Genomic DNA, 26,449 nt, shown 5'->3' with positions numbered 1-26,449 from the left:
TTTGGAATGGGATTGTCCATCGCCCGTGCGATCGTTGAAACCCATGATGGTCAGATATGGGCGGAGAACAAGACCGCCGGTGGCGCAGAATTCCACGTTCGTCTACCGCTATCAGTTAGGTGAGGGATTCCAGTTAGTGACGTCCGAGTCTGGCCCTTCGCTTCCATTAGAGCGGTGCGGCGAGATGGGGTAAAGCCGAAGCTCCCCACCGCTGGTCAAAACGGCGCCGTTGACCCACATGAGACATCGGCGATCCATCAATATTTCGCCGCGACGGGTACCCGCACGTCTTCCAAGGTCGAGGTTGGATATTTAAACTGCCGCGCTGTGGTCCATGGAGGCGGGCATGCGAAAGCGTGATTTCATCGGACTGATAGGCGCGACCGCGTTGAGTATTCCTCGAGCGGGCTATGCCCAGACAAAAACGGACATGCCCTTGGTCGGGTTTTTACAGACGGCAAAGCTGGAGACCTCACTCGCAAAAGCGAGAATTACCGCGCTTCGGAAAGGCCTTCAGGAAGAGGGTTTCGTGGAAGGGACGAACTATTCCCTCGCCGTGCGGTCCAACGAGGGAGACGTAGATCGCAATCGTCAAATTGCGAGGGAATTGAGCGGGCTCAATGCACGCGTCCTCGTCGCGAATGGCACTCTCAATTATTTAGTAGACTCAGTGTTTTGCACGGAGGGATCGTACCGCGGACAAAAAACGCCGCCGAACATCGCGCGTCAGTGCGAAGTCTTTTACGAGTGGCGTCGATCTTTTCCAGATCTGCCGCTTGTTTTTTGCAACGTTGCTGCCGACCCGGTCGCGCTAGGCATCGTCCAAAGCTATGCGCACCCGGGCGGGATGGTCACCGGAAACGTGATGAACGCGGTCGGTGGCGAAGAAACGATGACCCAAAAGCGGATCGGGTTCTTCAAGGAGCTTGTCCCAAATCTGGTGCGCCTCGGCATGATAGCACCCCCTAACGGAGCGGTGGCGATGGAGGAGAAAGATGCCCTGCAAAGGGTGTCCGCACAGTTGGGCTTTGAGGTCGTTCACTACGATATCAACACCCTTGACGATCTGGACAGCGCCGTTGCAGCGGGTCTTCGTGATAACGTGAGCGCGTTCTACATCTCAGGCGAACCTCTGATGGGCTCCGATGTTTCACGCGTTGTAAGTTCCGTCACCGCCTCCGGAAAGCCGAGTGTCGGTCCCTATCCGTACTGGGGACAAGCCGGACTTCTGATGAGCTATTCGACCGACCCGCTCGACGGTTTGCGTCATGCGGGCATCTATGCCGGAAAAATATTGCGTGGCGCGAAGCCCCGCGATCTTCCAATCGAGCAGACGAGCAAGTTTACCCTCGTTATCAACCTTAAGACCGCTAAAGCGCTCGGCATTAGCGTGCCTTCCACGTTACTGGCAGTCGCCGACGAAGTTGTCGAATAGAGTTTCGCTTTTGCTGCAAAGCATGAGTCCGGAATTGGCCCTTAGCGTCGAACCTTAACCCTCGGCCTGGCGTCGGCTCTTCGGGGTAGATCGGATGTGGTCGCGGTCATGGCCAATCGACGCGAATGGCTCAGAGCGGACGCCATCCGTGGTGCCTGCCCACCGAGTCTAAGCTGAAACCTCCGCTATTGCTTTTTCTCGCCCCGCATGTCCTGGCCGTTCTGGTGAAGAACCAGGTGAGAGATTTGCGCGGCATCAGTTGCGAAGAACTCCAACTGGGCGTCCACGACCTTCGTGAAGAACCTGCTCTGAGACTCAGGAAAGAGCGGGATTTTTCGCTGATGGGGCGCCTGCGACATCAGTTGTCCATCCTCCAGAGTGATGGTGAGCGAGAATGTGGGCGTGAGCTCATAGATGCCGGTGTAGGTCGAGAGGATGGCTGGATCGACCTTGACGCTCGTCCGGACGATCGGATGAAAATCCGGCCAGCCATAGACCGAGGCGATGCTGCGCAGGATCTCGCTGGCCAATAGCTGACCGCCTTGCGCGTTGGTCATGATGACCGCTCCATCGCCACTCTGCTGATAGGCGGCGAGCACTGCTTCAAAACCCTCGTCGATGCCACCGTGCGAGAAGAAAGGATTCTCCGGCGAGCCGCCGATCGGTAAACCCAGGCCATGGTTGCCTAGACCGGCGACGAGCATCTGCTTGGTCATCCCAGCCGAAAGCACGCGATTCGAGTCCCCGCGCAGCGAACGCTGGATCTCGATTGCGTATCGCGCAAGGTCGGTCGGCGTCGTCCAAAGTCCGGCAGCCGCCATTTCCGGATAGATGTGGAAGCCGCCCTCTACGGGGGTGCCGTTAGCTTTATAGGGCGTTGCCGCGCCGGAGCGCAGCTCTATTGGCAGCGGTTGTTCGTAGGTGCTGCGGACCATGCCGATCGGCGCCAGCACAGTGTCGTGCATGAGCTTGGGGAACGGTTGATGCGAGACGTCGAGCAGCAATTGCTGCATCACCGTGTAGCCGCCGCCGGAGTATTTCCAACGGCTTCCCGGAGCAGCCTCCAGGCGAACGGGGGCGGTGTTGGCTGGCTTCTCTCCTTCCAGGACTTGGACGAGCGTGGGAATCGGAGCACCTGCCGCGTAGCCGGGAAACCCGTGCACAGTGAGCCCGGCGGTGTCACTGAGCAACTCACGTAGCGTAACCACGGCTCCTGGCGCAGCCGCGCTTGCGGGAATCCTCCACGAGGTCAGTGCCTGATTGACGTCCGAGTCGAGCGCCAGCTTGCCTTGCTCGACGAGATGAAGCGCAGCCATCGCCGCGACCGGCTTGCTGATGCTGCCGGCCTGGAACAGGGTATCGGCCGTGACGGGGCCGCCTCCGACTTGTGCGACGCCAAATCCCTGCGCCCATTCGATGGCGCCATTATGGATCACGGCAATGCTGACGCCCGGCACTCGATAAGCGGCCATGCGATCGTGGAGCGCTTGACACGCATGAGGATCGTCCTTCTCCACGACCTTCGTCTTGAGGCACGTGGCGACATCATTGATACGACGTTGGATTTCTGGCGAGGGCATCGTCTGAGCCACGATCTCTTCTGGTTGAAAGCATAGTCCGGCGACGCATAGCAATGCGGCCAACAGGCGTAATCGCGGCACAATCATCGGTTGCTTCCATTATAGCAATCGACCTTAGCTTAGCCCGACCGCGTAAACGAGAAAATTCTGCAGTTGGCCGATCAGCGAGGTCGTGGAGCGCTTCGGCAACCTTCGCTTCATGTGGCAAGGCGAACTAACTCAGATTGAAGTCTTCGCGTTTTTGACCCATCGCCGACCTCGGTAGGCCAAGGTGGGTGGCGCCGTGGAAGGCCATTTCTCGGCCGGCGCGGTGCTGATGGGCCATGCCTGCACGCGGTCTTGCTGCGCTTGCACACCGGGTCCAGGCCGGAAGGACGGCGCGCCATCAAGCAAATTAGCAACGCTCCGGCTTTTCCGGGCGGCGAAATGCTGTAGGCTGCGAGTTGTGCGGGCTCAGGCCCGCCACTTCAATAAAAATGTACACGGGAGGGACCTATGGAGATTCGGAAGCTTGCGACAGCTGCTGCGTCGGCGGTCGCCTTGTGCGCCTGGTCGGGCATCGCCAGTGCCGGCCCGTATGACGGCGTTACGATCAACATCCTGACGCGTCCGGGGCCTGTCATCGCCGGCGCAGTGTCCCAGCGCGGCAAGGAGTTCGAGAAGCTGACGGGCGCCAAGATCATCGTCAATGAAGTGCCCTACGCCGAGATCTTCCCGAAGGTTCAGCAAGACTGGTCCTCGGGAACCAATTCCATTGATGTTGCGGTCTTCGCCGCCGGCTGGGGCGTCGAGCTCGCGGCGGCTGGGCTCCTCGAAAACCTCGATCCCTACATCGCGAAGGACAGCAAGATCGACCTCCCGGACATCGCTCCCTATTTCCGCGAGTTCGCCCAGAAGATCGGCGGGCATACGATGGTGATCCAGGTCGATGGCGACTTCCAGATGGTCTATTATCGCAAGGACATCCTGGAAAAGAACAATCTGCAGCCGCCCAAGACCTGGGACGACTATCTCGCCATTGCCAAGGCGATCAACGGCCAGGACATGAGCGGTGACGGCAAGCCCGGCTACGGCTCCTGCATCTTCAAGAAACGGAACGCGCAGAGCTATTTCGCCGTGCAGACGATCGCTTCGACGATCGTTCAGACCCAGGGTACGGCCCAGGGCTTCCAGTTCGACAACGCCACGATGAAGCCCCTGGTCAACAATGAGGGCTGGAAAAAGGCGTTCGAGCTCTACAAGGAGACAAGCAAATACGGACCGCCGGAAGAGCTGAACATGGACATCGGCGACACGAGGGCGTTGTTCAAGTCGGGCCGCTGCGGCCTTCTGATCGAATGGGGCGATCCGGGTCCGCTCCAGCTCGAAGACGACGCAAAGGGGATCAAGAACAAGCTCTACGCCACCAATGTCGGTTCGAAGGAAGTTCTTGACCGCAAGACCGGCAAGCTTGTTCCGGTCAGCAAGGAGTCTGCACCCCATGCGATCGACGGCGTCAACTATGCTCCGTTCTCGGCCTTTGGCGGCTGGGGCGGCGCCGTCAACGCCAAGTCGGATCCCAAGGTCAAGCAGGCGGCCTACGACTTCCTGTCGTACATCAGCCAGAAAGAGCAATCCAACGTCGACGTGACCATGGGCTGGACAGGCTTCAACCCTTACCGCCTCAGCCAGCTCAAGAGCACGGACCTTTGGGTGAAATCGGGCATGGATGAGGGGCTCGCCAAGAACTACATGGGCGCCATCAACAATGCCCTCAACAACCCCAACATGGCGTCGGACCTCAAGATTCCCGGTGCGCAGCAGTACACCGGGGTCGTGCTCGACACGGAGCTGGCGCGCTACATGGCCGGCGAGATCACCGTGGACGAGGCCTTGAAGAACATCGAGGCCGGCTGGGAGAAAATCACCAAGGACTTCGGCCGCGACGAGCAGATCAAGCAGATGGCGCTCGCTGTCGGTCCTGCGAAGTGAGCGAGCCTGATGTCTGAGGTTACAGTTACGAGCCAGCCGGGGATTTCCCCGGCTGGACTCTCTCGGGGTGAAAGCTGGGGCGAATGGTTTGACCGCCATTCGAGAACGTTTTTCATCGCGCCAGCCGTGACACTCGTCCTGCTCTTTGCGATTTTCCCGACCTTCTACACGATCGTCTTCGCGATCAGTCATGTCAGGTTCTCCGCCACCGGTCTCAAATTCCGGACGGTCTGGTTCGAGAACTTCGCGGCCCAGTTTGCCGGCAACCAGCAGGTTCACTTCCTCGGCCGCTTCACGACCATGAGCATCGCCGGCTGGGTCTTCAGCCTCCTGATTGCCGGCGCTCTGTTGTGGTGGCTCTATCGCGCTGTCGTCAGCGGCGTCAGCTGGGTTGGCCTCGCCGGGCGGTTGATCAGCGCCGCCATGGCCATGTTCATCGCGCTTCTCTTCGCCGCCACGCTGCTGTCAGGCAATCAATGGGGCACGCTGCTCAATACCCTGTTCTATGTCGTCGTCGGCTGCTCCATCCAGTTCGTCATCGGCCTGATGCTGGCCTTCCTGTGTTCGCAGCCCGTGAGCGGCAAGAATTTCTTCCGGGTGCTGTTCTTCATCCCGCTCATGATCACCCCCCTCGGGGTCGGCTATGCCTTCAAGATGATTCTCGATGTGACCAAGGGTCCGTTCCAGCCGTTCTGGCAATTGGTCGGTCTTGGGAATTGGGCCTGGTCGACCGACGCCTGGGCCGCGCGCTGGTTTGTCATCCTGGGCGACTCCTGGCAGTGGATCCCCTTCATCTTCATCGTCTTGCTGGCGGCACTGGAGAACGTGCCCAAGGATCATGTCGAGGCCGCTCAGGTCGATGGTGCCTCCAGCTTCCAGATCTTCCGCGAAATCACCTGGCCGCAGATCCTTCCGGTCGCGGCAACCGTCATGCTCATCCGCATGATCGAGGCGTTCAAGATCGTCGATCTGCCGAACATCATGACGGCGGGAGGGCCCGGGATCGCGACCGAGTCGATGACGCTGCATTCGCTGTTTCTCTGGCGGTCCAACAACATGGGTGATTCTGCCGCCGTGGCATATCTTCTCCTGATATTGACCGTGGTCGTCTGCTCCTCGTTCTTCAACTATGTGGTCGTCAAACGGTTGCGCAGGGCGCGGGCATGAGCGGGGCGACTGACAGGATGTCCAAGCCGCAGCGGTCCCTCAGGCAACGGCTGTTCGAGCCGCCTGCGGTGGGCAAGATGTCCCCTGTGGCCAACCTTGTGGCCGGGGGCATCCTGTTGTTCTGGTCGCTGTTCGTGCTGTTTCCGATCTATTGGGTGGTCATTACCGCCTTCAAGGATGCCTGGACCGTCAATAACGGGCCGTTCTTCATTCCCTTTGTCGATTTCCAGCCGACGCTGAAGGGTTGGACGGCGCAATTCGCAACGGACCCCTATTGCGATGCCTATTCGATCGGCCGCCAGCTTGTCCTGCTGCTCAACAATCTCGTCGCCTTCATTGTTTCGCCCGTCATCAAGATCGAAAGGATGGAGCCGCAGATTTGCAAGGTTTACCTCGCCTACACCAATTCCTTTGTGATCAGTTTCGGCGCCACCGCGCTTTGCATTGCGGTCGGATCCATGGCCGCCTACGCGCTGGCGCGCATCAGCTACAAGCCGAAGTTCGGGAATATCGTGATGTTCGTGCTGCTGGCCCTGTCAGCCATCGTCGCGTCCAATTATTTCGACGTTCACTGGGCGATTTCAGGCGCCACTGGCCTCGCTCTGTTTTTCCTTCTGGCCCGCAGCCTGGGGCGTCGTTTCAAGACCACGCTCGGAAACAACGACATCCTGTTCTGGATCGTATCCCAGCGCATCTTGCCGCCGATCGTCGTCATCATTCCCGTCTACATGATGTTTCAGTCGGTCCGCATGATCGACACGCACTTCGCGCTGATCATCGTCTATGCGGTCGCCAATCTGCCGATCGTGGTCTGGCTGATGCACGACTTTTTCGCCAATCTTCCCGTTGAGCTGGAGGAATCGGCACAACTCGACGGCTCGTCACGCTTCGAGATCTTTTGGGACATCGTGTTGCCCTTGACCCGTCCGGGGCTCGCTGCAACCACCCTGCTGACACTGATCCTCAATTGGAACGAGTATCTCTTTGCGATCTTCCTCACCACCGCGCGGGCCCTGACCATGCCGATCATGGTTGCCGCCAAGAACACGGGCGAGCGGGGCATTCTCTGGTGGGAGATGTGCGCCATCATCATGATCATGATCCTTCCGGTGATCATCATGGCCATCGTGCTGCAACGCTATATCGCCAAGGGCGTCCTGCTTGGCGCGGTCAAGGGATGAGCGGATGAACAAAGCGATGTCAGCCGCCGCTCGCCAATTCCCGGTCCGTCAAGTCCCGGTCCGTTTCGACAAGGTGCGGAAATCTTTCGGGAGCGTGAAGGTGCTCGAGGAATTCGATCTGGAGGTCGCGCCGGGCGAATTCCTGGTGCTGCTCGGCGCGTCCGGCTCGGGCAAGACCACTGCGCTGCGCATTCTCTCCGGGCTCGAGACGGCCAGCGCCGGTCGCGTCTTGATCGGCGACCGCGATGTCACCGACATCTTGCCGAAATACCGCGACATCTCCATGGTGTTTCAATCCTACGCGCTTTACCCGCACAAGACCGTGGCCGAGAATATCGGCTTTCCGCTCAAGGTTCGCCGCGTTCCCGAAGCCGAGCGAGCCGCCGCGATCAAGGAGGCTGCCGCCCAGGTTCAACTTCAGAGCCTGCTCGATCGCTATCCCCGTGAGCTATCCGGAGGTCAGCGTCAGCGGGTCGCGCTTGCCCGCGCCATCATCCGCCGCCCCTCGGTGTTTCTGATGGATGAGCCGCTTTCAAATCTCGATGCCAAGCTTCGCGGTCACATGCGCGCCGAGCTGAAGCACATGCAGCAGTCGCTCGGCATCACGACGATCTATGTGACGCACGACCAGATCGAAGCCATGACCCTGGCCCACCGGGTCGCGATCCTGGAAAAGGGCGTCTTGCAGCAGCTCGACACGCCGGCGAACACCTACAACGATCCCGCCAATCTGTTCGTCGCGCAGTTCATCGGTTCGCCGCCGATGAATATCATCCATGGGGCTCTGGACGGCACAGCCTTCATGGGCCACGGCGCCCGGCTGACATCACCCGTGTCAGGCAGGATCGCCAGGGCCGTCCTCGGGGTGCGCCCCGAGGACTGCACCATCGTCGAGCCCGACAAGGGCGATCTGAAGGGCGAGATCTACGCCAACGAGCTGATCGGCGACCATACGCTGGTGACGGTCAAGGTCGAAAGCGACTTCATCGCCGTGAAGGCCCCCAAGCAGTTTGCCGGCAGGCAAGGCGAGCGCATCGGTGTCTCGCTGACGCCGTCACGCACGTTCGTTTTCGATGCCGAAAGCGGCGCGCGCGTGCGGTAAGCGGACAGCTGCGCTGGTCCAGGACATGCCGATGCGGCGCCGACGGCCCGGCGCCGCATCGCCACGCGACACCCCGCTATTTGATCGCCTCGGCGGCCTGCTCGATAAAGCCGACCACATCGTCCGGATGCGACAACATCACCGCGTGACTGCTCTGGATTTCGCGAAGCTGAGCGCCCGCCCTCTTGGCCCCTGCGCGCTGCAGGCTGGGCGGGATCATGTGATCCTGCGTCGTCAGCATGAAATAAGTCGGCTTCTGCTTCCAGGCCGGATCGGTGATCTTGGTCTGCACCGCCGCAAGCCCCCAGGGCACCTGCGCCGCAGCCATGAAGGTCGTCAGCGAAGGATCGACATCCGCCGCAAAGGCGGTCGGAAACTTGGCTTGGTCGACGAGCAGGAAGCCGTCTTGTGGTGGCAGCAGCGGCGCGCTTGACTCGCCGGGGTGGGGTTTCGAGGCCACATCGAACGCGGACTCGCCTGCGTCAGGAGCGTATGCCGCCAGGTAAACCAGGGCCGCGACCTTGGGATCGACTCCGGCCTCGGTGATAACAGCGCCGCCATAGGAGTGTCCGACCAGCAGCACCGGCTTGGTGGCTCTGGCGATCACCTGCTTGGTCGCGAAGACATCGCCATCGAGCGTGATGGTGGGATTTTGCACGAGGAGCACTTCGTAGCCGTCGCCGGTCAGCTTGTCATAGACTGGCTTCCAGCCGGAGGCATCGACGAAGGCCCCGTGCACCAGCACGATCGAGACGGGCTTGCCGGCGCGCGTCTGCGCGGAGGAGGGAAGGCTGACGGACATGGCGAGGAGTGCTCCAAGGATCAGGTGTTTTATCAGGTGTTTCATGGCGATACCTTTTCGGCTGACGGAACGTTCGAAACTTTCGTGTTGACGCGGCGGCGGTCCAGCGCAGCAATCAGCGCACTCGCCAGCGGATGGTCGGAGCGCGGATTCTGGCCGGTGATCATCTCGCGATCTTCGACGACATGGGGCGCGAAGTCCGGACCGGTGTTGACCTCTGCGCCCGCGATCGTCAGCGCGGAGGGCATGTCGAAATAGAGCTGACCATGCAGGATCTGCTCCTCGATCGGCTTCTCCTCGCTGCGTGAATAGACCGTCATTCTGTAGCCGGCATATTGCCAGCCACGGCCGAGCTCGGCCGCTCGCGCAGTATCGCCGGCGATCAGTGCGGCACGAAACTCCTTCGCGCGCGGCAGGGCGGCCATGGATGCGATCGGACCGTGGCAGAGGAATGCCGTCGGCCGCGCCTGCGCATGAAAGAAGCGCAGGATCTCGCCGAGATCGCCGTCCTGCATGAGATCGACCACCGGCGCCTGTCCGCCCGGCGTGAAGAACCCGTCATATTGGTCGAGCCCGCCGTCGATCAGGGCGCGCAGGGTCGAGACCTTGTTCAGGACCGGGCTGGTGTCGTAGAACTCCCGCGCCCGGCGATACGCCTTTTCATCGTCGAAATGCACGACCTTGTCGGAAGCGGGATCGATGTGCGGTTTGCTGCCATCAGGCGTCGCGAAGGCGATGTCGTACCCGGCATCGACCAGCGCCATCACCGGCACGACGAGTTCGTTGAGATACTGGCCGGTCGGGCCGGTGCCGCCGCCTCTGATCTCGATCCTGTTGGCATTGGACCCGGCCACAAGGACTTTTCCTTTGGACATTGTGCTGATTCCTGACTTGAGTGTGGAGACTCCACGCCGAGCCGATTGGCCTCGCGTCGTTTCTCCGGCCCGACGACTATAGGCCCGTGGGCGGAGCGAGCCGGTTAAATCAGGTAAATCCGCCGTTGACGGCAGCGCCGGAGCAAAAGCAGTGCTTTCGACTCCGCGACATCTTGCTCGCTGCAATCGTGCTTTTTCAAAATCGCCCTGTTCAGCAGGGTTGTGACGCATGATAGTTTAGGGAACTGTGCCATCGGTTGGCAGTGAGAATGCGGACGACCACTGAGACATTGCAAAGCGGCCGACGTCGGGAGGAACTGACGTTTTCCTTCGGGCCATTCCGGTTGGTGCCGCGCCGCCAGCTTCTTCTTCTCGATGGCCAGCCGGTCAAAATGGGCGGCCGCGCCTTCGAGTTGCTCCAGGCGCTGGTGCAGCGCTCCGGCGAGCTCGTCAGCAAGGATGAGCTGATGGAGGCCGCCTGGCCCGGCACCTTCCTCCACGACAGCAATCTCAAGGTCAATATGTGGAGCCTGAGGCGCTCGCTCGGCGACACGCAGGTTGAGCCCGCCTACATCGCGACGGTGGCGCGGCGCGGTTACAAATTTATCGCGGAGGTGCAAGCCAGCATCGACGAGATCGAGGGTGATCCTGTCAGCACGGAGCCGGCCTGTGTGTCCAGGCCGCCTTTGTTGCGCGACATCGTTGGCCGCGAGGCAGAAATCGCCGATCTTGCCCGGACGTTGATCGAAACCAGGCATGTCACCCTGGCGGGGCCAGGCGGGGTCGGCAAGACGACGGTCGCCACCGCAGCGGCCCGGGTCTTCGCATCCAGCTGCCGCGACGGCGTGTGCTTCGTCGACCTCGCGACGATTTCCGATCCGATGCTGTTCGGCACCGCGCTGGTCACGGCGCTCGGCATCAGGGGCAATTCGGACAACGCCACGACTGCCGTCATGGATTATTTGAGGTCGCGGCAGATGCTGGTCGTTCTGGACAATTGCGAACATGTGTTACCTGCCGCCACAATGTTCGCCGGCCGGTTCATGACGGACACATCGTCGTCCAGGCTGCTGGCCACCAGCCGGGAGCCGCTCGGCACTCCTGCCGAGCATCTGGTGCGGCTGGGTCCGCTTGGCTTGCCGGGGCCTGGCTGTGCCCTGGCGACTGATCAGGCCATCAAATTCCCCGGCGTGCAGCTGTTTGTCCGCCGCGCCGCAGAATGGTCGGACTACCAGTTCGTCGATGACGACTGCGAAGCGATCGCCCGGATCTGCCACGCCCTCGACGGCCTTCCTCTGGCCATCGCATTGGCGGCAGCCCAGATCGGCAGGTTCACGCCTCGCCAACTGGTGGCGCAGCTCGATCAGACCCTGGGCTTCCGCGCCCCCGTCACCGACGACGCGACTCCGCGACATGAGACGCTGATGGCGACGATCGACTGGAGCTTCAAGCTGCTGTCGCCGAGGGAAGCCAGGTTGTTCGGCCTGCTGTCGGTGTTCAGTGACGCGTTCGAGGCCGAGGATGCGGTTTTCGTCGCCGAGGCGGCGGGGCTCACGCCGGTCGACGTCGTCACCGGCCTCGGCAGCCTGGCGGCCAAATCGCTGCTGAACGCACAGGCGCAGGGAGCCAGCCTCCGCTATCGGCTGCTCGACAGCACAAGACGTTACGCAGCGGAGCGCCTTTTGGCTGATCCGGCTTGTCGGCAGGCTCTGCACCGTCATGCACAGCGCGTTCTTGCGGTGTTCGAACAGTCCGAGGAGGAGTGGAACTGGCGCGAACCGGCCGATTGGACGCAGCGCTATCTTGGCCGCATCGCCGATTTGAGGGCCGCCTTGTCATGGGCGTTTGGGAAGGAGGGCGATGCCGTTCTCGGGATCAGGCTGACGGTTGCCGGCATCACCTTGTGGTCGGAGACCTCGATCCTCTCCGAGGCGCAATCGCGGTTGGAGTTCGCGCTTGGCCTGGCCAAGTCCATTGCCTGTGACGATCTGCTGCGGGCAAAGCTCGCTTGCGCGCTGGGATGGAGCCTGTTCTACGCGCGCAAGCTCTCGAACGAAAACCAGCTTGCATGGCTCGATGCCATTGCCTTCTCAAGAAGCGCCGGAAACGTCGAGTATCAGCAACGTGCATTGGTCGGGTTTGCCTTTTACCTGCTGCAGATCGGCCAGATCCCGCGTGCGCTGACCTACCTTGACGAAGCCACGGCGCTAGCCGATCGGGACCGCGACCTGACGGCGACATCCGAAGCCGATCGGGCGTGGGCCTGGGCCCACGCCTTCGCCGGCGAATTGAGCAAGAGCCGCCTGGTTCTGGATCGTCTCGCGGCCACCTATTCACTGGCCGAGGGCCGTTCGCGGAAAGATGCGAACGAGGTCTATCGGTTTATCACGGTTCGCTTCAATCTGCCTTTCGTGGCGTGGATGCAGGGGCAAGCCGAGTATGCGGCGAAGCTGGCCGACGATGCCGTCGAGGCCGCCGATCGCGGCGGTCATTGGGTGTCGCAGTCGAATGCGCTTGGCCTCGCCGCGCTTCCGGTCTCGCTCGAGTCAGGCAATTTGGCGGCGCTCGCGCATTACACCGAGCGGCTTCGTCGCAATCTGGAGCGGGAGCGCATCTCGCGCTGGATTGCGGTCGAACGCTATTTCTCGGCCTGCCTGCGCGATCTGCGCGGTGATCGCGAGGCGGTGGAGGACATCCGTGCCGCGATCGAGGAACTGATCGACTGTCGTTTTCTGATGCGGATCGGCAGCTATCTCGCTACCCTCGCCCGCGCCTATCTGCGACAAGGGCGGATTGTGGAGGCCCGCAAGGCGATCGCAAGAGCTATCCGCCATCAGGAGGATCAGGGAGAGCGCTGGTGCCGCTCGGAGCTTTGGCGGGTCGAGGCGTCCGTCCTCTTTCATGAAGGTGAACCGCAGCTCGCCGAAAGCATGTTGCTTCAGGCGCTCACTGAAGCCCGTGCGATAGGAGCGAAGACATTCGAGCTGCGCATCGCCACCGATCTTGCCGCGCGCTGGATCGCGACCGGCCGCAGGCCGAAGGCTATCCGGTTGCTTCGGCCGCTCTACGAAGAGTTCACCGAGGGCTTCCAAACCCAGGATCTGGTTGCCGCGTCGCACCTGCTGCGAGGCGCGCGAGCTTGCGCGTAGGGAGAAAGCCACGTTTGTGATCGACGAGGCCGCCGCCAAATATTGTGGATCAAGTGGAAGACCTCGAGACATTAGCCTAAAGCACTGCGCCCTCTTGGCTCAGTGACACCAAGACCGGATCGCATTGAACGGGCCGGTCCAGCGGGAAGCCGGAATGCCAGACAGCAGCAGTTATGGCGAAGCATTTGGAGGGCGCTTGCGTGCGCGAGCAACCTCTATCGTTTCACGCTCCCTGCAGAACTCTCTGCTTGCCGTTACCGAAATAAGATCTGACGATCCTCAACGCGGCCTCTCCTCGTCGCTTGTCCGCGAAGACGCGTTCTTAGTCGCTGTACAGCTCCGAGACTATCCGGTTCACGAATATTGGGAGGATGGACGACCCGCTCCCGTCGCAGTTCTCAGGGCGGGTGAAACGACCATGTATGACATCAAGCGCGATCCGGTGTTCCATATCAACAACCCATTTCATTCGGTTCACTTCTACTTCCCGCGAGCGGCATTGGTTGCCATTGCAGATAATGCGCAGGCGACTCATGTCGATGAATTACGATACCAGCCGGGTGCGGGCATCGACGATCGGGTCATGCGCGGCCTGACGCAGGCGCTCCTGCCGGCTTTCGAACATCCGGAACAAGCCAACCGGCTCTTTGTAGAGCAGGTCACGCTATCGGTTGGCGTTCACGCCGCATGCACCTATGGCGGCATGAAACCGGAGCAACGCCCCATGCGTGGCGGCCTCGCGCCGTGGCAAGAGCGGCGCGCCATCGAAGTCCTTGACGCAAATCTCGACGGCGGAGTCTCTCCCACGTCACTGGCGCAAGAATGCGGCCTGTCGGCCAGCCATTTCGCGCGCGCCTTTCGTCAAGCAACTGGTATGGCCCCTCACCAATGGCTATTGCAGCGGCGCGTGGAGACGGCAAAGCAAGCTATGCGGAACACCAATTCGTCGTTAACGGACATAGCGCTCGCCTGCGGCTTTGCCGACCAGAGCCATTTTACCCGCGTCTTCAGCAAAATTGTCGGCGTTTCCCCCGGCGCCTGGCGACGCCAAGTCAGGACTTGAGACGCCAAGCCGAGAGAGACCGAATTGCACGGCTCTAATTGCCGCCTAGGCGACCGTTTTGGTGGCGACGATGAAGTCGTCGAGATCGGCGGCCTCGTGCGAGGTACGTTCTGTCCAGAGCACGAGCAACTTGCATCCATCCTGAGTGCTGTGCGGCCCGTGTGGCATACCGGCCTTGATATGCAGCGTCGTGCCGGCTCTGTATTGCTTGCCTTCGTTGATGAAGTCGCCGTCGATGATGTAGAGCACTTCGGCGACATTCTTGTGCAAATGCGACGGAATGATCGCACCGGGCTTCATGGTAAGGTGCAACATTACGGGTCCCAGCGTGTAGTTCGCGTTGCGCACTGCCAGCGTTATCTCGCCCTCGCTGGGAAAAGGGAAACGATCCGCCTTGATCTGGCTGTCCACAATTTCTTGATCAATCATGATACTCTCCGCTGCTTATCAGTGACGTTGCCCCGATCACGAGACATTCGTGCAACCGCAGCATTCATGTTTCTTGGACGCCGGTATTTTCCAATTTCGCGGTCGTTTGTCGAATTTCATCAAAAGATATTCAACCCACCGGAGCGAGCCTCGTGTCGTGTGTTCTCAGACCGCCCCGGATTGAAGAGCTGCCGGCCCTCTCTGCTTTGTGCCTCCGGTCAAAAGCCGTGTGGGGCTACGACAGGGACTTCATCGAAGCTTGCCGCCGCGAACTCATCATTGAACCCTGTGACATGCGGTCAAGTGCGATTGCCGTGGCGGAAGAGAACGGCAGGCTTGTCGGTGCTGCCCAAATGAAGGTGACCGGCGACGAAGCAGACTTGTTGAAGCTGTTCGTGGAACCGACCATGCTCCGCGCAGGTGTGGGGACGAAGCTGTTCCACTGGGCTGTCAGCGAAGCGGCTCGCATGGGCGCCGCGCGCATGTTGATCGAAGCCGACCCGGACGCCGCACCATTCTATCGACGAATGGGCGCCAGGGACTGTGGCCTCGCCGCATCCGGCTCGATACCAGGCAGAATGCTTCCCAAGCTGGTCAGAGAGTTGTGATCGGCGAGAGTTGCGTTTTGGGCCTACGGCTAAAGCGCGGTGAAATTAGGTTTGATCGGCGGTCCGTGGTTCACCGCTCCCCAGCGGGGAGAGGAGGCGCCGGCGCCTTACTGGCCTGGCCCGCCAGATCGCCCGATGCCGAGACGCTCGCAGACATATTCAACGCTGTCGTCGATCGAAATTGTCGACGTGTCCAGCAACTCGAATCCGCCCGCTTCGGCCTCGCCGCGAAGAAATCTTGCCCAGTTCATCATATCGGGATTGGCTAAATCCGGCTGCTTGCGCTCGTTAACGAGGCGATGCGTTCGACTTTCATCGTCACAATGCACCAGAACGATGCGTGCCCTTGCAATTCCAGCCGCAGCCAACCCCTCCGCGATGAACGACAGCCGCATCTGGCCTTCAAATAGAACGGGGAGAGCACCACGTTCTCTCGCAATCCGGGCCAACCACTCGATCGTCATCGCGCGCTGCCATCCGCCTCCCGGTTCCGATTCGGCCCCCCATCTCGCAATGCGTTCCTCCGCAGACGGAACGCCAATGCTGTCGAACCGGAACACGCGCGCCAGCCCCTTGCGCTGCCGCTCGATCCTTTCCGCAATCGTCGTCTTGCCCGAGCCCGATGCCCCTGTCAGGATGACCAGTCTCATTGCGATGACCTCGGACCGATCGGATCGAGCAGGGTCTTGTCGAAGCGCAGCTGCTTGACGCGGCCGTCGTCGATCAGCATCGCATTGCATTTGCCATCGTCTGCGCACGCAAACTTCAGGTTTCCGATCGGAAAGCCCGTCGAGAACGCGTCAAGCCCGACAGGTTGCAGGTCGAGGTCTCCCCGCGGATAGTGCACCATCAACACGCCCTCGCGAATGAACACGTCGTAGACGACGCCGAGTTCTGCACTGTAGTAGTGGCCCTCGTACGCTTTGAGACGTTCTGCTGCCGGCTTCTCGATGGTGATCCGCTTCAGGGGCAGGTTGGCGCCGTTCTGGTGCAAAACTGCGTTTTGAGCCTTTCCCCCTTGCGCGACGTCGTCGAAGACGATTTCGGCGGGAACGACCCTCAGGCGGAAGGTGGTGCTGGAGACCGCGTACATCGGAAACGATGACTGGCCTGTCGCGCGTTCGACGAGGTGGTCATTGTCCTTGCTGATGGAAATGATGAACCCCGGTCGGAGTTCATAGTCGCCGACATAGGCATCGAGGATCTTGGGGTCGATAGTGACTTCCGGCTTGTCTTCAAGCTCCGGCTTGGCACGCGCAGGCTTGAGCAACTCCTTGAGATAGATATCGGCGATCCGGAACGAGAGCGCCGTTGGATTCAGATCTCCCGCATTTGCCAGGATCACGACCGAGAAATGCTGGTCCGGGAATCTGAGAATGTTGGTCCGGTAGGCGGCATCGCCGCCGGCATGCTCGACCGTTCTGAGCCCGCGATACTTTCCGACTGATAAGCCCGATGCGTAATTGATCTCCTTGCCGTCGTTGAGCTTGCCCTTCTGCTGCATCTCGGCGAGAAGCGTCAGGCCGCCGACGTCTCCGGTGTAGAAGTTCTCATCCCAGCGCGCGAGGTCACCGACCGTGGAGAACAGGCTTGACGGTCCGACGGTCGAATAGGTCAGCGCAATGTATTGGTATTGGCCGTCCGGCTGCCGGGCGTAGGAATAGGCCCGGTCCTTGACGATCGTGCCGTATTTGTCCTGGAAGTGGGTGTGAGACATGCCGAGAGGTTCGAAGATGCGCTCCTTGACGAACTCCGGCAGCGCTTGGCCAGACACCTGCTTCACGACCATCGCGAGCAACGTGTAGCCGCTGTTGCTGTAGAGGAACTGGTCGCCGGGCGTGAAGTTCAACTCGGTTTGTTGAAACAGCAGGCGCGCAACGTCGTCGTCCGTGATCTCGTCGTCCAGCCGCCATCCTGCGAGCGCCAGAAGATTCCACTGGTCGCGAACGCCGCTGGTGTGGTGAAGCAGTTGGCGAATCGTGATCGGCTTGCCGAAGTCGTGCAACTTCGGAACATATTTGCGAACATCGTCGTCCAGGGACAGTTTTCCGTCGTGAGCAAGGAGATGGATCGCGAAGGCGGTGAACTGCTTGGAGACCGATGCGAGGTGAAACACTGATGATGGCGTGTTGGGCACGCCATATTCCAGATTGGCCGCGCCATAGCCCTGACTGTAGATGATCTTGCCGTCTTGAAGCACGGCGATGACGGCGCCGGGTGAGTTCGGTTCAGCCCATCGAGCGAACAGCTGATCGACGGCCCGCTCCGCGGGCCCATGACTTGATGTCGCGGAGGACGAGGCCGATGGGGCACTGAGGACAGCAGGTGTTGCAAGATACAGCGCCGCAAGGGCCGCCGTGACAATCCTGAAGAGCATGACGATTTTCCTGATTGACGTTCAGAATCTTCGCGGTCTGAACACCGCGCTCAATGCGGCCATGTCGGAAATTGGTGCGCAGCTGAAGGGCTCGACCAAAATGACGTCAGCTCACTGCAGTACGGCGGATGCTCCTCGGTTCAGTCGCGATGCAGCCATCGGCGTATCGCCACCTTCCGTCCGACGATTATGTATGGAACTGACGCAAAAACAACCGTAAGATGCGTCGACGGATTCATTCTGCTTTGGCTCTTGGCTGACCCTGGCTCAGAGCGCTCCGCGTTTGCTTCCTGGGTGGCAGGAACAGGGTGAGTGAACGTCCATGAGCGGCTGGGCAGAACGAACTGTCCGGGATCGTGCTGCGGTTCTTCGCGGGACTGCGCGCCCTGAACTGAGGAGGCGGCGGATAGACCGGCTGCCCCGCTTTTGACCCAAAGCGGGACACCTCGGGGGATTGACGGGGCCGAAAGTAGCTCCGTTCACCACATTTAAACCTTAAGATTCTACGAAAGAGACTTAAACCCACGGGCCGCAGGAACATGCAAAGAACCTTCGGACAGAAGCCATCCGTAGACTTCGGGCAATGAAGGTTTGGCAGACCAGCTGCATCGTGGCTGTGATCGCAGCCGTGGGGTTCTATCTGGCCGGCGCAAACAGACCGGCCGCGACGATGCCTGATGTCATTCCGCAAGCGGCAGCGAACGTGCCGGCCCCAGCGAACGTGGTGACGCCGGCGCTCTACGCAGAAGCATCCGCCAGACTTGCAGCAGCGCTTCGGGCAGAAAAAGAAGAGCTTGGCTCGGTGACGTCGTCGGTGACGTCGGCAGCCCCCGGGCCGTTGAGCACCGGAGCCGAAACCGCCGACGAACCCGTCGGGCCGAAACTGGCGTCGTTGGAACAGGATATCGTGCAGCCGCTGCCGGCAGCACGCGGTGCATCCGAGGATGCTCCGAAAGCGGCGTCGACGCCGGATTTCCGTTATCTGATCTACTACGTCTGGTCCGAGGTGCCGCCCGCAGAGAAGCCGGCGGAGACTGTCTTGCGTGCGTTCAAGGACATCCCGGTTGGAACGCCGGCCGAAGAGATCAAGCGCGCTGCCGATGCCTTTGGTCTCGATTTCAATTTCATGATGGCGGTTGCCAAGATCGAATCCGGTTTTAATCCCAATCAACGCACCGGGTCGTATATCGGCCTGTTTCAACTGAGCCAATATGAGTTCGGCAAGTTCGGCTTCGGGCAGATTCGCAATCCCCGGGACAATGCCGTTGCGGCCGCCTACAAGATCATTACCGAAGGCGTCCAGTTCGAGTGGATCACGCACCGCAAGCCGGACATGAGCGATCTCTACCTGATCCATCAGCAAGGCTGGGAAGGCGCCGCCGAGCACATCAGCCGGCCCGCTCGCACCGCCTGGAAATCCATGTGCGCCACCAGCGAAGGCAAGGAGAAGGGCGAGAGGTGGTGCAAGCGCGCGATCTGGGGCAATGCACTGCCGGCGTTCAAGCGCAGCTGGAAATCGGTGGACAACGTGACGTCGGAAGCGTTCGTCGGTATGTGGCGCGGCCGGGTCGCTGAATTTTACACCAAATATGTGGCGACCGCCGCTGCGGCGGCGAGCCCATCCCTGTCGCCAGGGACAGACGTGGGCAGCGGAGTTCGCTAGTCTGGCCGGAGAAAATCCAGGGAGCCCGCCTTGAGCACCGCGCCGCGCGTCGATATCGACCTCACAGCGTTCTGGGCCGATCCCTATCCGATGCTGGCAAGAATGCGGAAAGAGGCGCCGATCGCCTTCGTGCCGCAGCTCGGCTCGACATTGCTGACCAGCCGCGACGACATCTCGATCTCGGAGAAGCAGATCGACGTGTTCTCCTCGCACCAGCCCGCCGGCCTGATGAACCGGCTGATGGGCCTCAACATGATGCGCAAGGATGGCGAAGCGCACCAAATCGAGCGGCGCGCGATGTTCCCGACGGTGTCGCCGAAGACGGTGAAGGTGCACTGGACCGTGCTGTTCCAGGCCCATGCCGATCGCATTCTCGATTCCCTCGAACCCGGCAGCCGGATCGATTTCATGGCCGACTTCGCACTGCCGTTCTCCGGCGAATGCCTGAAGTCGATCACCGGCCTCACCAATATCGGCTTTGCCGACATGGATGCCTGGTCGCAAGGCATGATCGAGGGCATCGCCAATTACAGCGGCGATCCCGCGGTCGAGGCGCGCTGCCACGCTGCGACATCAGGCATCGATGCGGCGATCGATGATATCCTGCCGGTGATGCGCAAGAACCCCGACCAGAGCATTCTGGGCGTGCTCCTTGCATCCGGCATGAACATGGAGAGCGTGCGCGCGAATGTAAAACTTGCGATATCGGGCGGCCAGAACGAGCCGCGCAAGGCGATATCAGGCGCGGTGTGGGCGCTGCTGACGCATCCCGAGCAGCTCGACCTCGTACGCAAAGGCGAAGTGTCATGGCTGTGGGCATTCGAGGAATATGCCCGCTGGATATCGCCGATCGGCATGTCGCCGCGGCGCATCGCAAAGCCGAGGAGCATCCGCGACGTGTCGTTCGAGACCGACGAGCGCGTGTTCCTGATGTTCGGCTCCGCCAATCGCGACGAGAAGCATTTTGAGCGCGCCGACGCGTTCGACGTGCGGCGCGACACCTCGAAGAGCGTTGCCTTCGGCGCCGGTCCACATTTCTGCGCCGGCGCCTTCGCCTCGCGCGCCATGATCGCCGACGTCGCGCTGCCGACAGTGTTCGCACGCGCCAGGAATATCGAGCTTGCCGATGACGAGCCGGTGCGGATCGGCGGCTGGGCGTTCCGGGGCTTGCAGAATTTGCCGGTGCGGTGGCTGCAGTAGTCGGGCAGGGCCGGGCCTGCACGGGATCGTGGCACGCATGCCGTCACACATTCGGTGTCATCGCCCGCGAAGGCGCAGTATTCCAGAGACGGCAGTGATTCCTCGATAGGCCGCGGCGTACTGGATTCCCCGCCTGCGCGGGGAATGACGGCGGTGGTGATGGGAGGAGCTTCGCGCCTCAGCAGACCCATGTCGCCATGATGCCATCCTACTCCTGTTTTGCCCGACGGGTCAAAGGATTTTCGGATAAGTCGTAGTTGATCCCATTCGCACGCCCCGGCTACTGTGCATGGGGTTGTTTTCTCGTTTTCTGTTCCGGCCCGCGAGGTTCGAGGCCGAACGCGCGCCGCCATCACATCCGCGTGCAGAAAATTTCCATCTTCATTCGCTTTGCTGTTCGAAAGATTAATCACGCGCTTCGCCTCGCGCGCAGTGCTCGCATCGCTATTTTTCCCGATGTCTCGACACTCTTCCCGCTCCGCACCATCATCCTCGAAACGGCAGCTTGATCGCGCCGACCGGTCTTCCCCTTTCAAGAGGTCCCAACATGAGACGCATCGTTCAACGCGTGATCGCCGCCATCGTGCAGTCGGTCGGCCTTGTCGCCGCCGCCGTCGGCACGACCTACGGCTAGGAGCCCATCCATGAGCAAGAGCAACATCCTCTGGTTCCTGCCGACCCACGGCGACGGCCGCTATCTCGGCACCGGCATCGGCGGCCGCGAGGTCAATTTCAACTATCTGCGCCAGGTCGCGCAGGCCGCCGACCAGCTCGGCTATTACGGCGTGCTGCTGCCGACCGGCCGGTCCTGCGAGGATTCCTGGATCGTCGCGTCCAGCGTTGCCCCCTTCACCGAGCGGCTGCGCTATCTCGTCGCCGTCCGTCCGGGCCTGCAATCGCCGACGGTCGCCGCGCGCATGACCGCGACGCTCGACCGTGTCACGGGCGGCCGTTTGCTGATCAACGTCGTCACCGGCGGCGATCCGGTCGAGAACAAGGGCGACGGCATCTTCCTCGGCCATGACGAGCGCTACGAGGTCACCCGCGAGTTCCTCAACGTCTATAGCGACCTGCTTGCCGGCAAGACCGTCAATGTCGAGGGCAAGCATATCCGCATCGAGGACGGCAAGCTGCTGTTCCATCCGGTGCAGTCACCGCGGCCTCAGCTCTATTTCGGCGGCTCGTCGGATGCCGGCATCGATGTCGCCGTCGACACGGTCGACAAATATCTCACCTGGGGCGAGCCGCCGGCCCAGGTTGCCGAGAAGATCGCGAAGGTGAGGGATGTCGCCAGCGCGCGCGGCCGCAAGCTGTCCTTCGGCATCCGCCTTCATGTGATCGTGCGCGAGACCAACGAACAGGCCTGGCGCGCGGCAAACGATCTGATCAAGCATGTCAGCGACGAGACCATCGCGACCGCGCAGAAGAACTTTGCCCGGATGGATTCGGTCGGCCAGCAGCGCATGGCGCAGCTGCACGGCGGCAAGCGCGACAAGCTGGAGATCGCGCCGAATCTCTGGGCCGGCGTCGGCCTGGTGCGCGGCGGCGCCGGCACGGCGCTGGTCGGCGATGCCGAGACGGTCGCCGCGCGCATCAAGGAGTATCAGGACATCGGCATCGATACCTTCATCATGTCGGGCTATCCGCATCTGGAGGAAGCCTATCGCTTTGCCGAGCTGGTGTTCCCGCTGCTCTCGCTGGAGCAGCCGAGCAACGTGACCAGGCTGCATTTCAATGGCGGTCCGTTCGGCGAGACGGTCGGGAGCGATTACCGTCCGCAGCACCGGGTGTCGCAATCATGAGCGTGATCGACAGCGTTTCACTTCCGCGCAATTTCCGCCTGGCGCGGGTCGATGGCCTGGTCCAATGGATCGTGCCGCTCGCCATCGTGGCGCTTTGGCAGATTGCTTGTGTCACCGGTTTGGTGCCGACCCGCGTGCTGCCGGCGCCCAGCGATGTCGCGCTGGCCGGCTGGAAGCTGCTGCTGTCCGGCGAGCTCGTCCGCAACATCTGGGTGTCGTTCTGGCGCGCCTCGATCGGCTTTCTGATCGGCGGCAGCATCGGCTTCGCCTTCGGGCTCGCCAACGGGCTGTCGCAGCTCTCGGCAAAGCTCACCGACACCACGCTGCAGATGGTGCGCAACGTGCCGCATCTGGCGCTGATCCCGCTGGTCATCCTGTGGTTCGGCATCGACGAGAGCGCCAAGCTGTTCCTGGTCGCGCTCGGCGTGTTCTTCCCGATCTATCTCAACACGCTGCACGGCATCCGCACCGTCGATCCGCAGCTGATCGAGATGGGCCGCATCTATGGCATGACCGATAGCGAGTTGTTCCGCCGCGTGATCTTCCCGGGCGCGCTGCCTTCGATCTTCGTCGGCATCCGCTTCGCGCTCGGCATCATGTGGCTGACCCTGATCGTCGCCGAAACCATCGCAGCGTCCTCAGGGCTGGGCTACATGGCGATGCAGGCGCGCGAGTTCATGCTGATCGACGTCGTCGTGCTCTCGATCCTGATCTATGCCCTGCTCGGCAAGCTCGCCGACAGCGCCTCCCGCGTGCTGGAGCGGGCGACGCTCTCCTGGCACCCCGCCTTCCAGAAAAATTGAGCAGAAATACTGGGAATCACATGCAGACAGCGCTTCGTACGATCCTTCCCGAAACCGAGTTCGGCAGCCGCGCCAATTTCGCGCCTCACGCCCGCGTCGCGCGCGAGGAGCGGCCGACACAGATCAGCGGCCTGCCGCTCAGCATCCGGGGCTTGCGCAAATCCTACGGCGACAACGAGGTGCTGCGCGGGATCGATCTGCACATCCCGGCCGGACAGTTCGTAGCGATCGTGGGTAAGAGCGGCTGCGGCAAGAGCACGCTGCTGCGCCTCATCGCGGGCTTGGAAAAGAGCGATACCGGCAGCGTCAGCTTTGGCGACGAGATTCAGGCCGAAGACATCCGCGTGATGTTCCAGGAGCCGCGGCTGTTGCCCTGGGCCCGCGTGCTGTCCAATGTCGAGGTTGGCCTCGGCCGCGATCGTTCGTCGACCGATGCGCATGTGCGCGCGGAGAAGGCGCTTGCCGAGGTCGGCCTCGCCGACAAGCGCGACCAGTGGCCGTCGGTGCTGTCCGGCGGCCAGAAGCAGCGCGTCGCGCTCGCCCGAGCGCTGGTCTCCCGTCCGCGCGTGCTCGCCTTCGACGAGCCGCTCGGCGCGCTCGATGCGCTGACCCGCATCTCGATGCAGCGCCTCCTGGAGCGCGTCTGGCGCGACCAGGGCTTTACCGCAATCCTGGTGACCCACGACGTCGCCGAAGCGGTGGCGCTCGCCAACCGGGTGTTGGTGATCGAGGAGGGCCGGATCGCCCATGACGTCGTGGTTAACGCAGGCCGGCCCCGCCAGCGCGGCTCGGCCGAGCTTGCCGGCCTCGAAGGCTCGATCCTGAACCACCTGTTGTCGGGGGACGATCGTACCTAAATAGAGGGAACCCCGCTTCGGGGACCATGCCATGAATGTAGTGCCCCGCGATCTCATGACCGAAATTCCCGTCTCGTCCGCCGATTTCCGCGGCGCCATGCGCCACCTCACCGGCGGCGTCAGCGTCATCACCGCCGGGCGGGGCAAGGACATCACCGGCATGACAGTGACCTCGGTGACCTCGCTCTCGGTCGACCCGCCGACGCTGCTGGTCAGCATCAATCGCGATGCCTCGTCCTTTCCGCTGATCCGCCGCTACGGCGCCTTCGGCGTGAACATCCTCGCGGCCGACCAGCTCGAAATCGCCGAGCGCTTTGCCGGCAAGGGCGGATTGAAGGGGGCCGATCGCTTCGTCGGCGCCCGATGGGTCACGGCCGTATCTGGCGTGCCGCTGCTGGTCGGCGCATTGTCGGCAGTCGATTGCGAGGTCGAGGACATCATCGAGCGCCATTCGCACGGTATCGTCATCGGCCGGGTCAGGGATGTCAGGAATTCGGCACGCAACGCCGCGCTCGCCTATTGGCACGGCCAGTATGTGGCGGTGGATCAGGACGAGGATGCGGCGAGACTGGCCGAGGTCAGCGTTCCCGCGCGCCTCCGCCGCGTTTGATCGCCGGACGCGGGCTGGCCTTTTCCGCCTCATCGCTCTAGAAGCGCCCTGAGCCTTCCCATCCCGGACGGCCGCGGAGCGGAGCTATGAAGCGCGTCGGGACCTGGGCCTTCTACGCCATCGGCGCGTTGGCGATCGCCTATCTCGCGCTGTATGCCTATGCGATGTTTCGCGGCCAGCCGTTCGTGCCTGGCGATCCCATCCACATTTTTCGCAAGCCCGACGCGCCGAGTTATTCGTAAGCCTTGCTTGGTCTCGTAGGGTGGGCAAAGGCGCCCTTGCGCCGTGCCCACCGTCTCTCTACGACCGAAAAAGCTCGTGGGCACGCTTCGCTTTGCCCACCCTACGGCACCTGAATCAGCCCCTTAAAATCGCCAGCGCCAGCGTCTGCGCGCGCGGCACGATGCTGTCGAGCTCGAGATATTCCTCCGGCGAATGGGCGAGGCCACCGACAGGTCCGACGCCGCAAATCGTCGGCGTCCCCACTGCGGCGGTGAAGCCGGAATCCGCGCAGCCGCCGGAGAACTCGCCCTGCAATGTGGTGAGGCCGGCTTGCCTCGCCGCGGCCTGATAACTTTCGAACAGCGCCTTCGAGCTTTCGCTCTGCACGACAGGCACGAACTCCCCCTTGATCGTCAGCGTCGCGGTGGTGCCCGGCACGTAAGGCGTCGCGATGATCCGTTCGATCTCGGCCATGACGGTGGCGCGATCCCTGGGATCGACATAGCGCATGTCGATCTGGCCCTCGGCATAAGGCGCCGTCGTATTGACCGATTGGCCGCCCGAGATGAGACCGACATTGAGCGTGATGCCCCTGGTGAGGTCGGTCAGCGCGTGGATTTGCGTGATCTTGTGCGCGAGTTCGCCGATCGCGCTGACGCCGGCAGCGAAATTGGCGCCGGAATGCGCTGCCTTGCCTGATATGGCCATATGCATGAAGATGCCGCCCTTGCGGCTGGTGACGACGTTGCCGGTGGGGCGGCCCGGCTCGGAGTTGAACACGGCGCGCGCAGAGCGTCCCTCGCGCTCGATGACGGGGCGCGAGGAGGGCGAGCCGATCTCCTCGTCGGAGGTGATCAGCAGCTTGATCGGATGCGGGTTGCCGCCGAATTTGTGGAAGGCGGTGGCGACGAAGATGTTCATGACGACGCCGGCCTTCATGTCGGCAACGCCGGGCCCATAGGCTCGGTTGTCGCGAATCGTGAACGGGCGCTTCCCGGCCTCGCCCTTGCCGAACACGGTGTCGCGATGCCCCATCAACAGCACCGGCTTTTCGTTGCTGCCGGGTTTTGCGACCTCGGCGTGGATGGCATCGCCAAAGGTGCCATGGCTCTCGCGCCGGAACGGAATGCCGTGCTCGGCAAAATGCCGCTCGAACCGCGCACCGACCGCATCGACGCCTTCCTTGTCATAGGATCCGGAATCGATGTTCACGACGTCGCGCAACAGGTCGATCATCGCCTGCCGCTGCGACGCCAGCCAATCGGTGATTTGAGCTTCAGACATGTGGTTCCTCGGTTGGTTCTCGCGAGCGGTTATAGGCGGTTGCGCAGGCGCGACCTAGTCGCGAGATGCGGTGCGGCCATGTGTTCGACTGCCGTAGCCCGGATGGAGCGCAGCGAAATCCGGGAATCCCGCGGCGGACCTAACCCCGGATTGCGCTTCGCTCCATCCGGGCTACGGGGGCGGCGCTTGGGGGAGTACAATGCCCGCGGCAAAACAAAATGCCCGGGACCAGGCCCGGGCATTCATTCGTCATCCTGAATGTCTAAGCC

The 26,449-nt window shown here is 61.9% G+C and carries 25 protein-coding genes; 18 read left to right on the top strand and 7 right to left on the bottom strand.

What is annotated here, in order from left to right; genetic code table 11:
• Positions 1–6: 6 nt before the first annotated feature.
• Positions 7–123, top strand: a complete 117-nt coding sequence (locus XH98_RS18575; protein ID WP_333932254.1) for an ATP-binding protein — start codon at positions 7–9, stop codon at positions 121–123.
• Between the two features lie 223 nt (positions 124–346).
• Positions 347–1,435 carry an ABC transporter substrate-binding protein gene (locus XH98_RS18570; RefSeq protein ID WP_271619500.1) on the top strand — a complete coding sequence of 363 codons (1,089 nt, stop codon included), beginning with the start codon at positions 347–349 and terminating at the stop codon, positions 1,433–1,435.
• 185 nt (positions 1,436–1,620) lie between these two features.
• Here the strand turns inward: XH98_RS18570 and XH98_RS18565 are convergent, their stop codons facing one another.
• Positions 1,621–3,102 (bottom strand): serine hydrolase, encoded by a 1,482-nt coding sequence (locus tag XH98_RS18565; protein WP_271619499.1) that lies wholly within the window; start codon positions 3,100–3,102, stop codon positions 1,621–1,623.
• Positions 3,103–3,510: 408 nt separating this feature from the next.
• Between XH98_RS18565 and XH98_RS18560 the strand changes: the two genes are divergently transcribed.
• The 4 genes from XH98_RS18560 to XH98_RS18545 all read left to right on the top strand — a co-directional run bounded on the left by XH98_RS18560 (position 3,511) and on the right by XH98_RS18545 (position 8,436).
• Positions 3,511–4,986 (top strand): ABC transporter substrate-binding protein, encoded by a 1,476-nt coding sequence (locus tag XH98_RS18560; RefSeq protein WP_271619498.1) that lies wholly within the window; start codon positions 3,511–3,513, stop codon positions 4,984–4,986.
• A gap of 126 nt (positions 4,987–5,112) precedes the next feature.
• Entirely contained in the window at positions 5,113–6,153 is a 1,041-nt protein-coding gene (locus XH98_RS18555; protein WP_271596835.1) for a carbohydrate ABC transporter permease, read from the top strand.
• Positions 6,154–6,170: 17 nt separating this feature from the next.
• Entirely contained in the window at positions 6,171–7,334 is a 1,164-nt protein-coding gene (locus XH98_RS18550) for a carbohydrate ABC transporter permease (protein ID WP_271619497.1), read from the top strand.
• A gap of 4 nt (positions 7,335–7,338) precedes the next feature.
• The gene (locus tag XH98_RS18545; protein WP_245317337.1) at positions 7,339–8,436 is read left to right on the top strand and encodes an ABC transporter ATP-binding protein; all 1,098 of its coding nucleotides are present in this window, start codon (positions 7,339–7,341) and stop codon (positions 8,434–8,436) included.
• A gap of 76 nt (positions 8,437–8,512) precedes the next feature.
• Here XH98_RS18545 and XH98_RS18540 read toward each other — a convergent pair whose 3' ends face one another.
• Positions 8,513–9,238: an alpha/beta hydrolase gene (locus tag XH98_RS18540; RefSeq protein ID WP_271596837.1), complete on the bottom strand. Its 726-nt coding sequence runs from the start codon at positions 9,236–9,238 to the stop codon at positions 8,513–8,515.
• 41 nt (positions 9,239–9,279) lie between these two features.
• Positions 9,280–10,113, bottom strand: coding sequence for a type 1 glutamine amidotransferase domain-containing protein (locus XH98_RS18535; protein ID WP_271619496.1), 834 nt, complete (start codon positions 10,111–10,113; stop codon positions 9,280–9,282).
• Between the two features lie 269 nt (positions 10,114–10,382).
• On the opposite strand from XH98_RS18535, the gene XH98_RS18530 reads away from it, so the two are divergent.
• On the top strand, positions 10,383–13,262 hold the full coding sequence (locus XH98_RS18530; RefSeq protein ID WP_271619495.1) for an ATP-binding protein: 2,880 nt from the start codon (positions 10,383–10,385) through the stop codon (positions 13,260–13,262).
• Positions 13,263–13,680: 418 nt separating this feature from the next.
• Positions 13,681–14,325, top strand: a complete 645-nt coding sequence (locus XH98_RS18525; protein WP_271596839.1) for an AraC family transcriptional regulator — start codon at positions 13,681–13,683, stop codon at positions 14,323–14,325.
• A gap of 45 nt (positions 14,326–14,370) precedes the next feature.
• Here XH98_RS18525 and XH98_RS18520 read toward each other — a convergent pair whose 3' ends face one another.
• Positions 14,371–14,754, bottom strand: a complete 384-nt coding sequence (locus XH98_RS18520; protein WP_271596840.1) for a cupin domain-containing protein — start codon at positions 14,752–14,754, stop codon at positions 14,371–14,373.
• A 227-nt stretch (positions 14,755–14,981) separates the two neighbouring features.
• Here XH98_RS18520 and XH98_RS18515 point away from each other — a divergent pair, with 227 nt between their 5' ends.
• Complete coding sequence (locus tag XH98_RS18515; protein ID WP_271596841.1) at positions 14,982–15,362, top strand: GNAT family N-acetyltransferase; 381 nt, start codon at positions 14,982–14,984, stop codon at positions 15,360–15,362.
• Positions 15,363–15,469: 107 nt separating this feature from the next.
• Here XH98_RS18515 and XH98_RS18510 read toward each other — a convergent pair whose 3' ends face one another.
• Both XH98_RS18510 and XH98_RS18505 read right to left on the bottom strand, forming a co-directional pair.
• The gene (locus tag XH98_RS18510; protein WP_271596842.1) at positions 15,470–16,012 is read right to left on the bottom strand and encodes a hypothetical protein; all 543 of its coding nucleotides are present in this window, start codon (positions 16,010–16,012) and stop codon (positions 15,470–15,472) included.
• Positions 16,009–17,739, bottom strand: coding sequence for a serine hydrolase (locus tag XH98_RS18505; protein WP_271619494.1), 1,731 nt, complete (start codon positions 17,737–17,739; stop codon positions 16,009–16,011). The genes XH98_RS18510 and XH98_RS18505 overlap by 4 nt, the downstream gene beginning before the upstream one ends.
• On the opposite strand from XH98_RS18505, the gene XH98_RS18500 reads away from it, so the two are divergent.
• The 9 genes from XH98_RS18500 (at position 17,738) to XH98_RS18460 (ending at position 24,916) form a co-directional block, all read left to right on the top strand.
• Complete coding sequence (locus XH98_RS18500) at positions 17,738–17,959, top strand: hypothetical protein (protein ID WP_271596844.1); 222 nt, start codon at positions 17,738–17,740, stop codon at positions 17,957–17,959. The genes XH98_RS18505 and XH98_RS18500 overlap by 2 nt on opposite strands.
• A gap of 363 nt (positions 17,960–18,322) precedes the next feature.
• Positions 18,323–19,402: a transglycosylase SLT domain-containing protein gene (locus XH98_RS18495; RefSeq protein ID WP_271596845.1), complete on the top strand. Its 1,080-nt coding sequence runs from the start codon at positions 18,323–18,325 to the stop codon at positions 19,400–19,402.
• Positions 19,403–19,432: 30 nt separating this feature from the next.
• Positions 19,433–20,602, top strand: a complete 1,170-nt coding sequence (locus XH98_RS18490) for a cytochrome P450 (protein WP_271619493.1) — start codon at positions 19,433–19,435, stop codon at positions 20,600–20,602.
• Positions 20,603–21,107: 505 nt separating this feature from the next.
• Positions 21,108–21,236, top strand: a complete 129-nt coding sequence (locus XH98_RS18485; RefSeq protein WP_271596847.1) for a hypothetical protein — start codon at positions 21,108–21,110, stop codon at positions 21,234–21,236.
• Positions 21,237–21,246: 10 nt separating this feature from the next.
• On the top strand, positions 21,247–22,404 hold the full coding sequence (gene ssuD / locus XH98_RS18480; protein ID WP_271619492.1) for an FMNH2-dependent alkanesulfonate monooxygenase: 1,158 nt from the start codon (positions 21,247–21,249) through the stop codon (positions 22,402–22,404).
• On the top strand, positions 22,401–23,207 hold the full coding sequence (locus XH98_RS18475) for an ABC transporter permease subunit (protein ID WP_271619491.1): 807 nt from the start codon (positions 22,401–22,403) through the stop codon (positions 23,205–23,207). The genes ssuD and XH98_RS18475 overlap by 4 nt, the downstream gene beginning before the upstream one ends.
• A 20-nt stretch (positions 23,208–23,227) precedes the next feature.
• A complete protein-coding gene (locus XH98_RS18470) occupies positions 23,228–24,064 on the top strand; it encodes an ATP-binding cassette domain-containing protein (RefSeq protein ID WP_271619490.1) in 837 nt (278 codons plus the stop codon).
• Between the two features lie 31 nt (positions 24,065–24,095).
• Positions 24,096–24,674, top strand: coding sequence for a flavin reductase family protein (locus tag XH98_RS18465; protein WP_271596851.1), 579 nt, complete (start codon positions 24,096–24,098; stop codon positions 24,672–24,674).
• Positions 24,675–24,760: 86 nt separating this feature from the next.
• Positions 24,761–24,916, top strand: a complete 156-nt coding sequence (locus XH98_RS18460; protein WP_167354015.1) for a hypothetical protein — start codon at positions 24,761–24,763, stop codon at positions 24,914–24,916.
• Positions 24,917–25,031: 115 nt separating this feature from the next.
• On the opposite strand, the gene XH98_RS18455 is transcribed toward XH98_RS18460, so the two are convergent.
• Complete coding sequence (locus XH98_RS18455; RefSeq protein WP_271596852.1) at positions 25,032–26,180, bottom strand: M20 family metallopeptidase; 1,149 nt, start codon at positions 26,178–26,180, stop codon at positions 25,032–25,034.
• Positions 26,181–26,449: the final 269 nt, after the last annotated feature.

Origin of the sequence: Bradyrhizobium sp. CCBAU 51745 (assembly GCF_028128715.1) — a bacterium.
In the GTDB taxonomy this organism is placed as follows: Bacteria; Pseudomonadota; Alphaproteobacteria; order Rhizobiales; family Xanthobacteraceae; genus Bradyrhizobium; species Bradyrhizobium manausense.
The sequence above is the reverse complement of the archived record's forward strand: the minus strand, read 5'-3'. Positions and strand labels throughout refer to the sequence as shown.

Coding starts and splice junctions, on each gene's coding strand:
- XH98_RS18575 (WP_333932254.1), top strand. CDS start 7: ATGGGATTGTCCATCGCCCGTGCGATCGTTGAAACCCATGATGGTCAG.
- XH98_RS18570 (WP_271619500.1), top strand. CDS start 347: ATGCGAAAGCGTGATTTCATCGGACTGATAGGCGCGACCGCGTTGAGT.
- XH98_RS18565 (WP_271619499.1), bottom strand. CDS start 3,102: ATGATTGTGCCGCGATTACGCCTGTTGGCCGCATTGCTATGCGTCGCC.
- XH98_RS18560 (WP_271619498.1), top strand. CDS start 3,511: ATGGAGATTCGGAAGCTTGCGACAGCTGCTGCGTCGGCGGTCGCCTTG.
- XH98_RS18550 (WP_271619497.1), top strand. CDS start 6,171: ATGTCCAAGCCGCAGCGGTCCCTCAGGCAACGGCTGTTCGAGCCGCCT.
- XH98_RS18545 (WP_245317337.1), top strand. CDS start 7,339: ATGAACAAAGCGATGTCAGCCGCCGCTCGCCAATTCCCGGTCCGTCAA.
- XH98_RS18540 (WP_271596837.1), bottom strand. CDS start 9,238: ATGTCCGTCAGCCTTCCCTCCTCCGCGCAGACGCGCGCCGGCAAGCCC.
- XH98_RS18535 (WP_271619496.1), bottom strand. CDS start 10,113: ATGTCCAAAGGAAAAGTCCTTGTGGCCGGGTCCAATGCCAACAGGATC.
- XH98_RS18530 (WP_271619495.1), top strand. CDS start 10,383: ATGCGGACGACCACTGAGACATTGCAAAGCGGCCGACGTCGGGAGGAA.
- XH98_RS18525 (WP_271596839.1), top strand. CDS start 13,681: ATGTATGACATCAAGCGCGATCCGGTGTTCCATATCAACAACCCATTT.
- XH98_RS18520 (WP_271596840.1), bottom strand. CDS start 14,754: ATGATTGATCAAGAAATTGTGGACAGCCAGATCAAGGCGGATCGTTTC.
- XH98_RS18510 (WP_271596842.1), bottom strand. CDS start 16,012: ATGAGACTGGTCATCCTGACAGGGGCATCGGGCTCGGGCAAGACGACG.
- XH98_RS18500 (WP_271596844.1), top strand. CDS start 17,738: ATGACGATTTTCCTGATTGACGTTCAGAATCTTCGCGGTCTGAACACC.
- XH98_RS18505 (WP_271619494.1), bottom strand. CDS start 17,739: ATGCTCTTCAGGATTGTCACGGCGGCCCTTGCGGCGCTGTATCTTGCA.
- XH98_RS18495 (WP_271596845.1), top strand. CDS start 18,323: ATGAAGGTTTGGCAGACCAGCTGCATCGTGGCTGTGATCGCAGCCGTG.
- ssuD (WP_271619492.1), top strand. CDS start 21,247: ATGAGCAAGAGCAACATCCTCTGGTTCCTGCCGACCCACGGCGACGGC.
- XH98_RS18475 (WP_271619491.1), top strand. CDS start 22,401: ATGAGCGTGATCGACAGCGTTTCACTTCCGCGCAATTTCCGCCTGGCG.
- XH98_RS18470 (WP_271619490.1), top strand. CDS start 23,228: ATGCAGACAGCGCTTCGTACGATCCTTCCCGAAACCGAGTTCGGCAGC.
- XH98_RS18465 (WP_271596851.1), top strand. CDS start 24,096: ATGAATGTAGTGCCCCGCGATCTCATGACCGAAATTCCCGTCTCGTCC.
- XH98_RS18460 (WP_167354015.1), top strand. CDS start 24,761: ATGAAGCGCGTCGGGACCTGGGCCTTCTACGCCATCGGCGCGTTGGCG.
- XH98_RS18455 (WP_271596852.1), bottom strand. CDS start 26,180: ATGTCTGAAGCTCAAATCACCGATTGGCTGGCGTCGCAGCGGCAGGCG.